The following is a 13,707-nucleotide window of genomic DNA, read 5'->3' on the forward strand; positions in this document are numbered from 1 at the left end:
CTCCTCTAATCCGTTATGTCGGCGTTCGTGTGAGACGGCAGGGCCGGTTAGAATGGCGGCCCATTTCAGTTTTCAGTGTAGCGAGTTCTATTTGAACCAGACGAGCGAACTCCCGGTCCAGAGCGTCCTGCCCCAGCTGGAGGAGGCCCTTGCCAGCCATGCCTGCGCCGTGTTGCAGGCGCCTCCGGGTGCAGGCAAAACGACACTGGTCCCGCTGAAGCTGCTGAATAATACATGGTTGGCCGGGCAAAAGATCATCCTTCTCGAGCCACGTCGCCTGGCTGCGCGCGCGGCGGCGGAACGTCTGGCTGACACGCTTGGCGAACCGGTGGGGCAAACGGTTGGGTATCGCATTCGGCTGGAAAGCAAGGTCAGCGCGGCCACCCGCATCGAAGTGGTCACCGAGGGTATATTACAGCGCCTGTTGCAGGCTGATCCTGAGCTACCAGGCGTGGGGCTGGTGATTTTCGACGAGTTTCACGAGCGTAGCCTGGATGCCGACCTGGGCCTGGCGCTGTGTCTGCAAACCCAGCAGTACCTGCGTGACGAGCCGCCGCTGAAACTGCTGGTAATGTCCGCCACGCTGGATGCCGAGGCGGTCAGTCGGTTGCTGGACGATGCACCCTTGATCCGCAGCGAAGGCCGCCAGTATGCGGTGGAGGTGCGTTATGGCAATCCGCTACAACCAGGGCGATTCATCGAACCCGCTGTGGTACAGCAAACCCTGCAGGCGCTGGCTGAAGAGTCAGGCAGCATTCTGGTCTTCCTCCCTGGCGCTGCGGAAATTCGCCGGGTGCAATCGCAGCTGCGTGATGCACTGGCCGATCGCAGCGACATTCTGATTGCTCCGCTTTACGGTGAACTGGACTTTGCTGCCCAGCGCCAAGCCATCAGCCCCGCTGCGCCCGGCCAGCGCAAGGTGGTGCTGGCCACCACCATCGCCGAGACCAGTCTGACCATCGAAGGTATTCGAGTCGTGATTGATTCAGGGCTGTCCCGCGAGCCCGCATTTGATCCGGTTTCCGGCATGACGCGCTTGCAGACGCGACGGGTCTCCCGCGCTTCGGCAGAGCAGCGCGCCGGCCGGGCAGGGCGCCTCGAACCGGGTGTGTGCTATCGCCTCTGGTCAGCTGATCAACATATGCAGCTGGCTGCGCAAAGCCAACCGGAAATGCTTCAGGCCGATTTGGCGCCGCTTGCGTTGCAACTGGCCCAGTGGGGCGTGCAGGACGCAACAGAACTGGCCTGGCTCGACCCGCCGCCCGCTGCGGCATTGCAGCAGGGCCGTGAACTGCTTGCACGGCTGGGTGCGCTGGCAGCGGACGCCGAGGGCTGGAAGCTGACCGAGCACGGCGCTGCCATGGCCGCGTTGCCGATGCATCCGCGTCTGGCTCACATGCTATTGCGTGGCCACTCGATGGGCTTGGGCAAACAGGCGTGTCAACTGGCGGCAATCGTTGGGGAGCGCGATATTCTACGCAAGGTGCAGGATGCCGATATCGCCCGCCGTATGGCGGTGTTTGCTGCGCCTGAGGCGGAGCCAGCGGTCGACCGTGGCGCGCTGCAGCGTGCCCGCCAGCTGACGTCTCAGTGGCAACGTTTGCTGGGAAAGCGGCCAAGCAGCCAACAGGTATCCGATCCGGCTGCCGAGCAATGGATTGGCATGTTGCTGGCCATGGCCTATCCCGATCGCATTGCCCAACGGCGTGGCGAAACGGGCAGCGAATTCCGTTTGGCCAATGGCCGGTCCGCAGCTTTTATCGAGGTGGATGCCCTGCAGCAACAGCCCTGGCTAGCCGTCGCCAGTCTGGGCGGGCAGGCAGCGCAACGTAGCGCACGCATCTTTATGGCCGCTGCGCTGAACCCTGAACGGGTGCGTGAACATCTACCGGAGTTATTGAGCAAACGGGACACCCTGGAATGGGACCCGCGCAGCGAAACCCTGTTGGCGGAACAGCAAACCCGGCTGGGCGAACTGATATTCAGTCGTGAGGCGCTTCCACAGATCGACCCGGCTCAGCGCAATCGAGCGCTCTGTGACGTGGTGCGGCGCCAGGGCTTGGCGTTACTGCCCTGGACCCCAGCGCTACGACAGTGGCAGGCGCGTATCCAGCTGCTTCGTCGGCTGGATGAAGATGCAGGCATTGAAAGTGCCTGGCCCGATCTGTCGGACGTGACTCTGCTGGATACGCTGGAAGACTGGCTGGCGCCCTATCTTGATAACGTGCGCCGCCTCGCTCACTTCGCCAATCTCGACCTGCCGAGCATTCTCTCCACCCTGTTGCCTTGGCCGCTGCCAAAACAGCTGGACGAGCAGGCGCCGACGCACTGGACCGTGCCCACCGGATCGAGAATCCGCATTGACTACGCAGAAGAACCACCGGTGTTGGCGGTGCGTCTACAGGAAATGTTCGGCTGCACCGACACCCCGCGCATCGCTGACGGCCGGGTCGCGCTGAAATTGCACCTGCTGTCCCCGGCGCAGCGTCCGCTGCAGGTGACGCAGGATCTGGCCGGTTTCTGGGCAGGCAGTTACGCCGAGGTCAAAAAAGATATGAAAGGCCGGTATCCCAAGCACTACTGGCCAGACGACCCGGCACAAGCTCAACCGACCAGCCGAGCCAAGCCGCGTAAAAGCTGAACCGGAAGCTTCAAGCCCAGTGGATGGTTGCCTGCATGCGTATGAGCAGACAAAGCACAGCACCATTCCCCCTTTGGAACAGGGGCCAGGGGGATTCGGTCTTGGGCTTGGAGTTTAACGGCAAACTGTGGAGCCAATCCCCTGCCGGCTGTCAGGATTACGCAAGACGCCGTGAACCCGTCCTGGGGGCTTGATGAAAACATCCCTGTTTTCAACACTGGCTCCACCCTGACAGCCGGCATGCTCGGTCGAGCATCGGCGTGATGCGGAGAATGAATCCGTTCTGGGGTGTGCCATCCGGCAACGCAAATCTTCAGGCGAAGCGAGGCGACAGGGTTGAGCCGACCGTCCGATGACAGGGATGTCATCGACGAGCTTACAGGGATGTGCTTGCAGCGTGTCGGCGCGGCCCTGTCGGCTCGCGGCAGCTGACTCCGGCACACATTCAAATGAATAATCGCATTGCTTGAGGTGTTTTTGGATCGCGGGAATGATAGGGCCGGAGCAGGTCGCCCGCCGACTGTCAGGATTGCGCAAGACGCCGTGAACCCATCCGTGGGGGCTTGGTGAAAACGTCCCTGTTTTCAACACTTGCTCCACCCTGACAGCCGGCGGGCTTAATGAACATTGGTGTGAGGTTGAGATTGAAACCGTTTTCGGTCTCCTATCCGGCAACTCCAATGTTCATGCGCAGCGGGACGGCAGGGTTGAGCCGACCGTGCGATGACATGGATGTCATCGACGAGCTTACAGGGACGTACTTGCAGCGTGTCGGCGCAGCCCTGTCGGCTCGCGACAGCTGACCTCGCGATACCAGCCCCCGCGATACCAGCCCAGCGGATAGCGTGCATACTCTGCCGCATATGATCAGCTTGGTCCGCGTCACCCGTCCGCGTACAATCCCAGCCCCTTCCAGCATTGAGGAGCCCGTCATGGACAACACCAGCCAAATCATCGAGCGCAGTAGCGAGTTGTTCGCCAACAAGCGGCTTCTCCTGGTTAATCCAGTAGCCGACGGCCTGACCAGCGAACTACCCGCTGACTGGCACGTCTGGACCTGGGATTACGCCGTTTGGCTGGGGTTGAATGGCCAGCTGGACGAGGTGCATCTGAGTTTTTCGCATCTCTGCCCACAAATAGAAGAGCTCGATGGCGCTATTCTGGTGATGCCCAAAGCGCTGGAACGTGCCGAGTATGCACTGGCGCAGATGGCACCGTTGCTCAAGGCTGGCCTTCCCCTGTATCTGGTTGGTGAGAAAAAGGGCGGCATCACCCGTGCGGAAAAGCTGTTGGCTGTATATGGCGATAATGCCGAGAAACTCGATTCAGCGCGTCACTGCCAGCTTTGGCGCATGCCGGTGAACGGCCAGGCTGCGCCGTTCCGCCTGGAAGACTGGATGCGCGAAATCACCGTCGAGTTGCATGATCAGAACATCGATCTGGTGAGTTTGCCCGGCGTATTCAGCCACGGCCGGCTGGATGAGGGCAGCGAGCTGCTGCTGGAAGAGCCAGCCGAGTTACCCACCGGTAGAGTGCTGGATTTCGGATGCGGGGCAGGGGTGCTATCGGTTGCCCTTGGCCGGCGCAATCCCGACACCCGATTCGAGCTGGTTGATGTCGACGCACTTGCGCTGTACTGCGCGACCGAGACGCTCAAGCGCAATGAAATAGAAGCCGAGGTGTATCCCTCGGACGGTCTGAGCGATGTGCACGGACGCTTTGCCGGTGTGGTCAGCAACCCGCCGTTTCACAGCGGCATCCGGCATGACACCAGCATCGCCGAGCGCTTCTTCGAGCAGGTCACGCGCAACCTGGTGCCCCGCGGTGAGCTGCGTATCGTCGCCAATGGCTTTCTGAAATACCCCGCGCTGGTGGAAGCGCATATAGGCCCGTGCCAGGTGCTGCGCGAGAACAATCGCTTCAAGGTGTACTCGGCGACGGCTCCCGGTTGATCTGCCCCGACCTTATTGCTAAAGTTCCGCCCGTCTTAGGGGAGTAGTCTCTCCGGAAGCATGGCTTCCATGGCAAACGTCAACATAATCGGCCAACAGGTCGTGGCGTTTGCGGCCCGCTGTTCGATCGGGTCTGACGAGACCTTTGACATGCATGCACTAACCGAGGGCGGGGGTGCACGCGTGTCATTGGTTCGCTGATCCGCCCTCTCTGGAACACCCGTGGAAGCCTTTTTCGTATCAACCGGTATTGTTGCGCTGGCGGAGATCGGCGACAAAACCCAGTTGCTGGCGCTGCTGCTGGCGGTACGTTTTCGTAATCATCCCTGGCCCATCGTTCTGGGCATCTTCGTCGCGACGGTAGTCAATCACGCGCTGGCTGGCGCGCTGGGTCAGCTGGTTGCCAGCTTGCTTACCGACACCATTGTGCACAGCATTGTTGCAGTGAGCTTCATCGCGGTGGCGGCCTGGACCTTGGTGCCTGACAAGCTTGAGGAGGAAGATACAGCGCCGATTGGCCGGTACGGGGCGTTCATGGCAACACTGGTTGCGTTCTTTATTGCCGAGATGGGCGACAAGACGCAGGTGGCGACTGTCGTACTGGCGGCGCAGTTTGTCGATTATCTATGGGTTGTGCTTGGCACTACGCTGGGGATGATGCTGGCCAATGTGCCCGTCGTGTTTCTGGGAAACGCGGTAGCCGGACGGCTTCCGCTGGATCTGATTCGCCGGGTAGCGGCTCTGGCGTTCCTGATACTCGGGCTGTATTCCGGCTGGCTTGCCTACACAGGCTTCGCGATGGGTGGGGGAAGCTAAGGGGCGCGCCCGGCAGTGTGCCGGGCGTTTGCATCAGCGTATCTGCATATCGTCGCGGACTGCGGTGACGCCTTTTATCCCGCGTGCCAGTTCAACTGCGCGGTTGGCGGCTGCGCGTGAGCTGACGTAACCGGTCAGCTGAACCTCGCCTTTGTAAGTTTCTACGTTGATCTCGCTGGCGCGGACAGTGTCATCCTTGATCAAGGCAGTTTTGACCTGGGTGCTGACGAGGCTGTCGTCTACAAACTCGCCTGCCGACTTCTGACCCGATGCCACGGTACAGCCGCCCATTACGACCAGGGCGAAGGCAAGAAACAGCGCAGTGACGTACTCCCTTGAAAATTTCATCGAAAGACTCCCGTTGACGATAGTGTCACTGTTGAGACTTGAGCGTGTCGGGTTAGTTTCGGAGTGGTGGCCTGGCGTTTTCGCCTGGCCTAAGATCAAGTCATTGTCTGACAGAGGACCGAAACCATGTGCGAACTGATGGGCATGAGCGCCAACGTGCCGACCGATATCTGTTTCAGCTTTGCCGGGCTGATGCAGCGGGGCGGCGGAACGGGCCCGCACGGCGATGGCTGGGGCGTTGCCTTTTACGAAGGGCTGGGGGTGCGTTGTTTTCACGATCCGCAGCCATGTCACCAATCCGCCATCGCTCAGCTGGTGCAGTCCTATCCGATCAAGTCAGAGAACGTGATCTGCCATATCCGCCAGGCTAACGTCGGCCGTGTCGGTCTGGCCAATACCCATCCGTTCATGCGTGAACTCTGGGGCCGCTACTGGACCTTTGCCCACAATGGGCAGCTGCCGGACTTCACCGCGTCGCCGGGGTCGTTCCAGCCGGTGGGTTCAACCGACAGCGAGTCCCTGTTCTGTGAGCTGCTCAATACCTTGCGGAGTCGTTTCGACTCACCCCCTGAGCTGGACGAACTGGTGTCCTGCATGGCGGGAATCTGCGGTGAGTTTGCGCGCAAAGGGGTATGCAACCTGATGATCAGTAACGGCGAATGGTTGTTTACCCTGTGCACCAGCAAGTTGGCCTGGATAACGCGCCGCGCACCCTTCGGTCCCGCCCAGCTGAGCGACCGCGAGTTGGCGATCGACTTTCAGGAGCACACCACACCTAAGGATATCGTTTCCGTGATCGCTACCGAGCCTCTGACCAGTAACGAAGAATGGCAATTATATCTGCCGGGGGAGTGGCGGCTCTGGTGCGGTGGCGAGACCCTTATGCAGGGTAATGTGCTGCGTTAAGGCGTGCTGCTTTGGCGGCGATACAGACCTGTAAACCACACCCTGGGTTCCATGTCCGATAATGCCTAAACGCCTGAAATGCCTATTCCAGAGGCCTTTTTGTGCTTAATTGAGATCTCGCTCACGCTTCAACCTGTCACATTGCCATCTGCGTTGACAGCATGCTCGCCTGCGGCTTAGCTGGAGAGAGAGCAGGGAAGCCACGTCGTGCTGGTGTTTAGCTCGGACCAGCCCGCATCCATTCCGCTTTAGGATTTTTTCGCTCACTATCGCGGATTCCTTTTAAGTCAAACGTGTTTTGCTGGAGGAATGATGGCTCTCTTCTCTTCTTGTACGGGCATTCACCGCGCCTGTGCCGCAACGCTGTCCATCTCGCTGGTTTCCCTGCTGTCTGTTGGAAACGAGGCAGTGGCGAAACCCACGCTGGACGTCTCTCACATACCTACTCCTTATCCTGTCGTGGAGCGCATGCTGGAAATGTCGAAGCTGCAGCCCGACGACCACCTGCTCGATCTGGGCTCTGGCGATGGGCGAATCGCGATTGCCGCCGTCAAGGACTGGAACGCAGGTTCTGCTATGGGCATTGACCTGGATGAAGACCGTATCGCCGAAGCACGACAGAACGCCGAGCGGGCCGGCGTGGCTGATCGGGTCCGCTTCGAACAGGGCGATCTGTTGGAAGCTGACCTGTCCGAAGCCTCGGTACTGACCCTGTATCAGCTCAACGCCAAAAACATATGGCTGCAACCGGTAATCCTCAAAAGCATGAACCCCGGAACGCGCGTGTTAACGCATAGCTTTGAGCTGGGCGAGTGGGAGCCGGATCAGTCCGATACGGTCGAAGGGGGTACGGTGTACATGTGGACGGTGCCAGCCAGCGTTGCTGGCAAATGGCAGCTGACCACCGCAGAGGGTATCGAAGCGCTGATCCTGATCGAACAGAGCTATCAACGGGTGGTGGGCAGTGCCGAGATCGAGGGCGAGCCGGTGATGCTTTCCGATCCACGCCTGCATGGTAACGAGATCCGTTTTTCCATCGACTCTCGCCAGTACATTGGCAAGGTCGAAGGAGACAATATCGTGCCTGTCGACGAAGCCAACGGGACGGCTGGCTGGAATGCACAGCGTATTTGAAACTGCTTGAAGGCCGTGAGCGCTCAAGCCACTGCGGCAATCGCGCAAACGGCCGGTTTCTCCGGATCGCTTAAGTATCGCTAGGTGTATTCGGCGGTGCTCACCAGGCGAAACTCGATGTCCTCGACCAGATGGTTGCCGGAGTAGCCGGGCAGGGACCGCTCACGGAAGCGCATGCTAAGCCGGTCACCCTTGGCGTAGTCGCTGTTGGCGTAATGATCGGCGACGCATACCAGCCATAGCTCGGGGTCGATTTCGAGGTCCAGATAGGACAGGCACGCAAGGGAGGAGGCCGGTTGCTGTTCGGCCAGTTGCGGCAATATCTCGAACATCTGTCGCAGCGCTTGCTCCACCGGCTCAGGTTCGGCCAGAAATACGCCATCCCGGCAATCCTTGACCGGTACCAGCGGCGGCTCCTGGCGTTGGCGTTCAGGCTGCTCATCCGCTGCGATGCGCGCCAGCGCCTGCTGCGCAATATCGCTCAGCGCGCGTTCCTCGGTGGGGCTGTCGATGGGCGGGTGGGCCTTCAGCTCAAGGCGTTCGGCGGCGCGGAATATCCGCGGGATGCTGCGGTATTGTTCCAGTCCGGGCTGGTAACCGGGGTTGCGCTGATAGTGTTGCAGCAGGGTATCAATCAGCTCGTTGTGTTCACGATAACGCTGATCATCCTGCAGCTTGGACAGGTTCTCGCGCAGCTTGTGCAAGGCGTCGTGCAGTTCATCCGCGCAGGAGCTGACGGCCCGCCCCAGGACTTTCTTGAGCAAGTGCGAAAGCAGACGATCCGAGCGGGCGAGCTCCGATAACACATCGGGCGTCAGGGTGGCGAACAGGTCATTGAGCTGGGAGGCTTCTCTGATCGCTCGCTCATTTTCGCGGATGCGCTGCGACAGATCGCTGACCATGCTGAATTCGTTGCGCACGTAGCCGGCGAAGCGTTGGGTGATCTCGCGCAAGGTGTCTATCAGGTGCGCGACGATCTCCTGAATCTCGGATTCGTACACCTTCTGGTCCCGCATCAGCCCGCGATCAGCGGTGGCGAGATAGCCGGAGATGGCATGCTTGAGCTGGTCAAACAGATCGTCCACGGCGCCGCTCGATAACCGGCGGCGGTAGTTTTGCGTAGCGTGGTGGAACAGCTCGGATACCACCCGGTTGACCTGCACGTAGGGATCGCGCTCATCCAGACGGAAAACCAGCCGGTGCGCCTGCAGATCGGCGATGGCTTTTGCGCCGTCCTGCTCGTCCACGATGATGCCCTGGTTCTCGATGCAGGCGCGGCTCAGCACCTCGCAGTGCTTGTCCAGCATGCGGATGGTGCGCGTGGCTTCGTCGTACCTGGCCATCAGATCAGCTGCTCCTGTTCCTGCGCCGAGGCCTGGTCATGTTCCCGGTCAGCAAGCTGGATGCCTTCCTGCTGACGGATGAATTCCATCTGGTCCTGCAGCATCGACCAGCGCGCGGTGGCCTGGTACACGGAGGGGTGACGTTCAACGAGAAAGCCTTCCTTTTCCAGAAAGCGCAGCAATTGATTGAGGCGCGTGCGGGGATCGACCTTGCCGCGCATCTGGAAACGCTGCGCGATGCTTTCAAGCTCGGCCTGCAGGGCCGAGGAGCTTTCAATCGCGCCAAGCAGTTCGCTTTCCTTGAGGATGTCGCGTGCGCTCAGAGGATGCGCCTCCGGCGACAACTGCCGGGTCAGGCGCAGCCACATCAGCAGTGCTTCCCATTTGGTGGCCAGGGCATGGAACTGATGGTTCAATCGGTTGCGAACCCCTTTGTCCTCGACATCAAGGTACACGCAGTAATAGCCGGTCATATCGCTGGTCAGCGCGACGCCACGGCCGAGCACCGCAAGGTGCTGATTGACCCGGTCGAGGTTGTCCTCCAGCTGGAGGTACAGGTAGCCCGCCTCGTCGCTGACTTCGCAGAGCAGCTCGCCTTGCAGCAGCTTTTCGGTGACGTGGCGGAAGGTGGCGTTGCTCATGCCTGGTCTCCTTCGGTGAGCGCTTCGCTGCCCGCCAGTAACTGCGCCAGCGGATTGTTGGGTGACGCCTGGTTGGCATACACGAAATCGCGCACCCCGTGGTCCTTGCTCAGCAGCAGACGGTGCTTGTAGCGGCGCAGGAACTCGTGGGAAGCGGTGGGCTGAGCGCACAACAGCACGATGTTCTTGCGATCCATCATGCGGAACAGCTTGTCGATATTGCTTGGGTGCAACTCGCCCAGCTCGTCGATCGGCCAGGTAATGGTTACGCTCTCATCGGGACACAGGAAGCGCGACAGCCCGCCGAATATCACCACCACTGCGATGCTGGACAAGCCGGTACTGCTGGAGTTGCGCAGGTCGTTGTCGTTGCGGATCGGCACGATACGGCCGTTCTCGGTGAACTGGATCTCCAGCTCGACCAGCGAACCCAGATCGCTGGTGGTCATGCGCGCACTGCGGAACATCTTGTCCAGTGAACTGAGCCCGATGCGCAGCGTTTCCGAGGGCAGGTCGTGGTGGCGCGTCAGCTCCCATTCGTGCCAGTCGCGGGCGAACTGCTTGAGCTGCGGCCAGAAGTCGAACTGGGTGATGCGCGACAGCAGACGGATGCGAATATCGGAGATAGCCTCGAAGTCGTGCTCGGTATTGATCCGCGTTTCCAGCGTGCGCGAGACCTGGCTGACCCGCAGATCGATGTCCTTGAGTTCTTCGTAGTAGCGCGCCATGGCGCCGCCCGCGCTCTTCACATTCTCAATCAGGGCCTTGCGGATCTCGGGCAGGTCATGCTCGACGATCCGGCGCAGGTCGGCCATGGACTCAATACGGAATGCCTCGGAGCCCTCGGTATGCAGGGAGGTGTGCAGGCGCGCGTTATGCAGATGCTGCCACTTCTGATACACCTGCGAGTCGGGGTGCTGATTGAGTGCAGCAACGCAGCGGGTGAAGGCTTTGATGACGGTGTCTTTGGTCTCGGCAGTCGCCTTGATCAAACGGCGCAACTCGTCAGTGACCAGGGCGGCGGACTCCAGCGACCCGGTGTGTTCTGCTGCACCGGGTTGATGGGCGGCGATTTCCTCGGTCGATACCGGGATGCTGTCACTCAGTTCGCTGGCGCTGCGCGCCAGCTGCTCCCAGTCGCGCAATTGCTCCTCAAGCCGTTTGAGCCCGGCGCCGAGCTGTTTTGCCTGGTCCTTCAGGGCATTGATGCGCGTGTTGTAGCTGGCCTTGCAGTCCTTCGCCTGGCGCTCGCCCTCTGTCAGCGCGTTCTGTGCCTGATACAGCGATTCCTTCAATGCCCCCAGGCCGGCCCAGTGATGCTTCAGCCAATAGCGGTATTCGCGCACCGGCTCGTCCATGGACTGAGTCTGTCCGATGCGGTCACTCAGCGATTTTACCCGCTGCTCGGTTTCGCGGATAGACGCGACGTCCACCCCGGCGCCGCGCAGTCGCTCGTCGCGCGCCTGCTCAATGGCCGCCAGATCCTGCGCAGCGGCGGAACGGCGTTGATCGACCGCCTCCTGCACTGCTGCGAGCGCTGCTTTTGCCGCGTCCAGCTGTTCGTCATGTGAACGCTTGAGCGCATCGCGGCGCTCGGTGAACTGTGCTTTCAGCTGATTGCGGCGCTGTTGCTCCTGGCTGATCCGGTCCTTCGTCTGCAGCGTCAGGTGGCGCACATGTTCGGCTGCGTGAACCGTCCGCGCTTCGATGCTGTCCTTTACTTCCCGTTGTATCAGTTCCGCACTTTGTTCGGCCTGGGCGTAACGCTCGCCCGCTTTGTCATGCGCCTGCCGGGCGCGGACGAAGGCTTCCTTTGCCCGGGCCTGGTCCTGCTGCGCGCCTTGCCATTTTTCTTCGCAACGCCCCAGCTCCAGCTCGACACGTTGCATAGCCTGTTCGGCGCGGCTGAGCTGCTGTTGCAGGGCGGCTTCGCTTTCGGCTGCAGCCGGCAGCGCAATCGCGTCAAGATCCAGGCAGACGCCATACACATCAGACCCGGCCTGGCCGGACAGTGTCGGTGCCAGGTCGGTGCGCGTCAGCAGCGCAGGATTGATCGCCTTGCCCAGATTCTCGTGCCAGGGCAGACCGCTAGCGCGTAGATAGGCCAGCAGTGTGCCGTCTTCGGGATACAGCAGCGAGTGGATTCCGTCCCGGCGAGCTTTGGCCTCCTGCAGCTCTCCTCTGGCCCGTTCATAGTGTTGTTCGGCGCTGCGTTCGCCGGTGCTCACCTGCTCGAGCTGATGGCGCAGGCGCTCAACATCCCGCTCGGTCTGCTCACGGTGTTCCCGCGCCAGCGCGACAGCGTCGGTTGCGCTACGGCGCTGCTCAAGCTCGGTTGTGCCTGGCTCGCGGGCCTGGCGTTCCTGTTCGCGGGCGTCTTCCAGCAGTGCCTCGCATTCGTGGCGCACCTGAGCCAGTTGCTCATCGAATGCTTCCAGCTGCTGCTCGCGGCTTTGTTCAAGCGCCTCGATGGCCTGCTGATGCTGGCTGCGCAACGCGTCCCGTGCCTCCTGCGCCTGATGCTGGCGGGTTTCCAGCGCGTCCAGATCCTGCTCGAGCTGCTGGTTGATTGCCGCTTTAGCCATGCCGGCTTCATGCGCGATGTTTTCGCTTTCTGCCTTGAGTACCTGCAAGCGGTCTCTGGCAGCATCGAGGTCGGAGCGCACCATGGGCAGGTTCGCCAGTTCCGCTTCCCAATGACGGATGTTGCGTTCCGTTTCCCAGTTATCGCGCTCCGCCTCGAGACGTTGTACCTGGCTGTTGTAGGTGTTGACCTCAGCACGCTGACGGCTGATCTGCTCATCCAGCGCCTCGCGTTTGCTGGCCAGCTCAGTTGAAAGCGCTTCGATATCGAGATTGATGCCGGCCATCTGGCGCCCGAGAAGAGCGGTCTGATCCGCGCCCAGCGCCTGTAGATCCGCCAGAGCCAGGCGGCAGCTGTCGAGCGCAAGCCGGTTGTCCTTGACCGATTCGAAATCGGTAAGCGCCTGCTTCACGGTTTTCTCATGCTCGCCGAACGCGGTGAGACTCTTCAGATCGCTCCACAGCCCCTCGTTCTTGATGTGGCTGGGCGGCGCGCCGAGATTGACCACGTCGCTGAGCAGCGAGTCGACGATCATTTCCTTGAGTCGCGCCATCATCTGATCCTTCTTGATGGACACGGTCGTCAGCGCATCGATGTGCTGCATGCGGGTTCGTATCGAGCCGAGCCCGAACTGGCCGGCGAATGTGCGCACATCAATGCGCGAACGGGCACCCTGCACCCGACGGCCTCCACCGGTGGGGTCGTTCTGGATGATCGAGCGGAAGTCGACGATGCGATTGATCTCGGGGCTGACGCGGATATCCAGCGCAGGCACCTGGTGGCGCAGAATGCTTCCGGCGTCTTCGCCGGCGGCAAACAGCGCCTCCATGTCGGGATGAAACACGCTGGCGTCGGCGGCCGCCTTGACGAATCGGTAGGCAAAACCGGCATCACCTTCCTTGCGATACATCACCGCGCAGCAACGCTCGTCATCGGCTCGCGTGTATTCGAACACCAGCATGGACTGACGATTGGGCAGGTAATAATTGACGAAGCTGTCCTTGCCCGCGACCTTGTCGACCAGCCGGTTCGGCTCGTAGCCGTAGAACATCGGGATCAGGCGCAGCGCGGAGGTCTTGCCCGCGCCGTTGGTGCCCTGCAGGTTGGTGTGTCCGTCGCACTCGATACGCACCCGCAGGCCGCGAAAGTACGAATGGTGAAGAATGATACTTTTAAGCCCGCTCATCGGAACCAGCTCCCTGGGTTGTGTGAATATCCGCGTGAGTCCGGGAAAGCGTCGGCTATGGGCTGCTTAGCGGGTTGCGGAGAGGCAAGAATGTCGAGGCGGTATGGTAACCGCTCGGGCATAAATCGGGGGCTGTTTTTATCGGCCGGAACGATG

At 60.9% G+C, this 13,707-nt stretch carries 9 protein-coding genes and 1 riboswitch; of the genes, 5 read left to right on the plus strand and 4 right to left on the minus strand.

From position 1 onward, the window contains the following. Positions 1–91: 91 nt before the first annotated feature. The 3 genes from hrpB (at position 92) to FZE95_RS04935 (ending at position 5,409) form a co-directional block, all read left to right on the plus strand. Positions 92–2,641 (plus strand): ATP-dependent helicase HrpB, encoded by a 2,550-nt coding sequence (gene hrpB / locus FZE95_RS04925; protein ID WP_223824965.1) that lies wholly within the window; start codon positions 92–94, stop codon positions 2,639–2,641. A gap of 932 nt (positions 2,642–3,573) precedes the next feature. Continuing rightward, positions 3,574–4,593: a methyltransferase gene (locus tag FZE95_RS04930; RefSeq protein WP_190324495.1), complete on the plus strand. Its 1,020-nt coding sequence runs from the start codon at positions 3,574–3,576 to the stop codon at positions 4,591–4,593. Positions 4,594–4,619: 26 nt separating this feature from the next. Next, positions 4,620–4,799: riboswitch (yybP-ykoY riboswitch) on the plus strand. A 16-nt stretch (positions 4,800–4,815) separates the two neighbouring features. After that, positions 4,816–5,409: a TMEM165/GDT1 family protein gene (locus tag FZE95_RS04935; protein ID WP_150299707.1), complete on the plus strand. Its 594-nt coding sequence runs from the start codon at positions 4,816–4,818 to the stop codon at positions 5,407–5,409. A 33-nt stretch (positions 5,410–5,442) separates the two neighbouring features. Here FZE95_RS04935 and FZE95_RS04940 read toward each other — a convergent pair whose 3' ends face one another. After that, a complete protein-coding gene (locus tag FZE95_RS04940; RefSeq protein WP_150299708.1) occupies positions 5,443–5,757 on the minus strand; it encodes a BON domain-containing protein in 315 nt (104 codons plus the stop codon). Between the two features lie 126 nt (positions 5,758–5,883). On the opposite strand from FZE95_RS04940, the gene FZE95_RS04945 reads away from it, so the two are divergent. Both FZE95_RS04945 and FZE95_RS04950 read left to right on the plus strand, forming a co-directional pair. Continuing rightward, a complete protein-coding gene (locus FZE95_RS04945) occupies positions 5,884–6,663 on the plus strand; it encodes a class II glutamine amidotransferase (protein ID WP_150299709.1) in 780 nt (259 codons plus the stop codon). Positions 6,664–6,975: 312 nt separating this feature from the next. Continuing rightward, positions 6,976–7,797: an SAM-dependent methyltransferase gene (locus FZE95_RS04950; RefSeq protein WP_150299710.1), complete on the plus strand. Its 822-nt coding sequence runs from the start codon at positions 6,976–6,978 to the stop codon at positions 7,795–7,797. Between the two features lie 80 nt (positions 7,798–7,877). Here FZE95_RS04950 and FZE95_RS04955 read toward each other — a convergent pair whose 3' ends face one another. The 3 genes from FZE95_RS04955 to FZE95_RS04965 are packed head-to-tail and all read right to left on the minus strand — an operon-like array spanning position 7,878 to position 13,551. Next, positions 7,878–9,140 (minus strand): hypothetical protein, encoded by a 1,263-nt coding sequence (locus FZE95_RS04955; protein ID WP_150299711.1) that lies wholly within the window; start codon positions 9,138–9,140, stop codon positions 7,878–7,880. After that, positions 9,140–9,781 carry a hypothetical protein gene (locus FZE95_RS04960; RefSeq protein ID WP_150299712.1) on the minus strand — a complete coding sequence of 214 codons (642 nt, stop codon included), beginning with the start codon at positions 9,779–9,781 and terminating at the stop codon, positions 9,140–9,142. The genes FZE95_RS04955 and FZE95_RS04960 overlap by 1 nt, the downstream gene beginning before the upstream one ends. After that, positions 9,778–13,551, minus strand: coding sequence for an ATP-binding protein (locus tag FZE95_RS04965; protein WP_150299713.1), 3,774 nt, complete (start codon positions 13,549–13,551; stop codon positions 9,778–9,780). The genes FZE95_RS04960 and FZE95_RS04965 overlap by 4 nt, the downstream gene beginning before the upstream one ends. Positions 13,552–13,707: the final 156 nt, after the last annotated feature.

Origin of the sequence: Pseudomonas profundi, from assembly GCF_008638305.1 — a bacterium.
In the GTDB taxonomy this organism is placed as follows: Bacteria; Pseudomonadota; Gammaproteobacteria; order Pseudomonadales; family Pseudomonadaceae; genus Halopseudomonas; species Halopseudomonas profundi.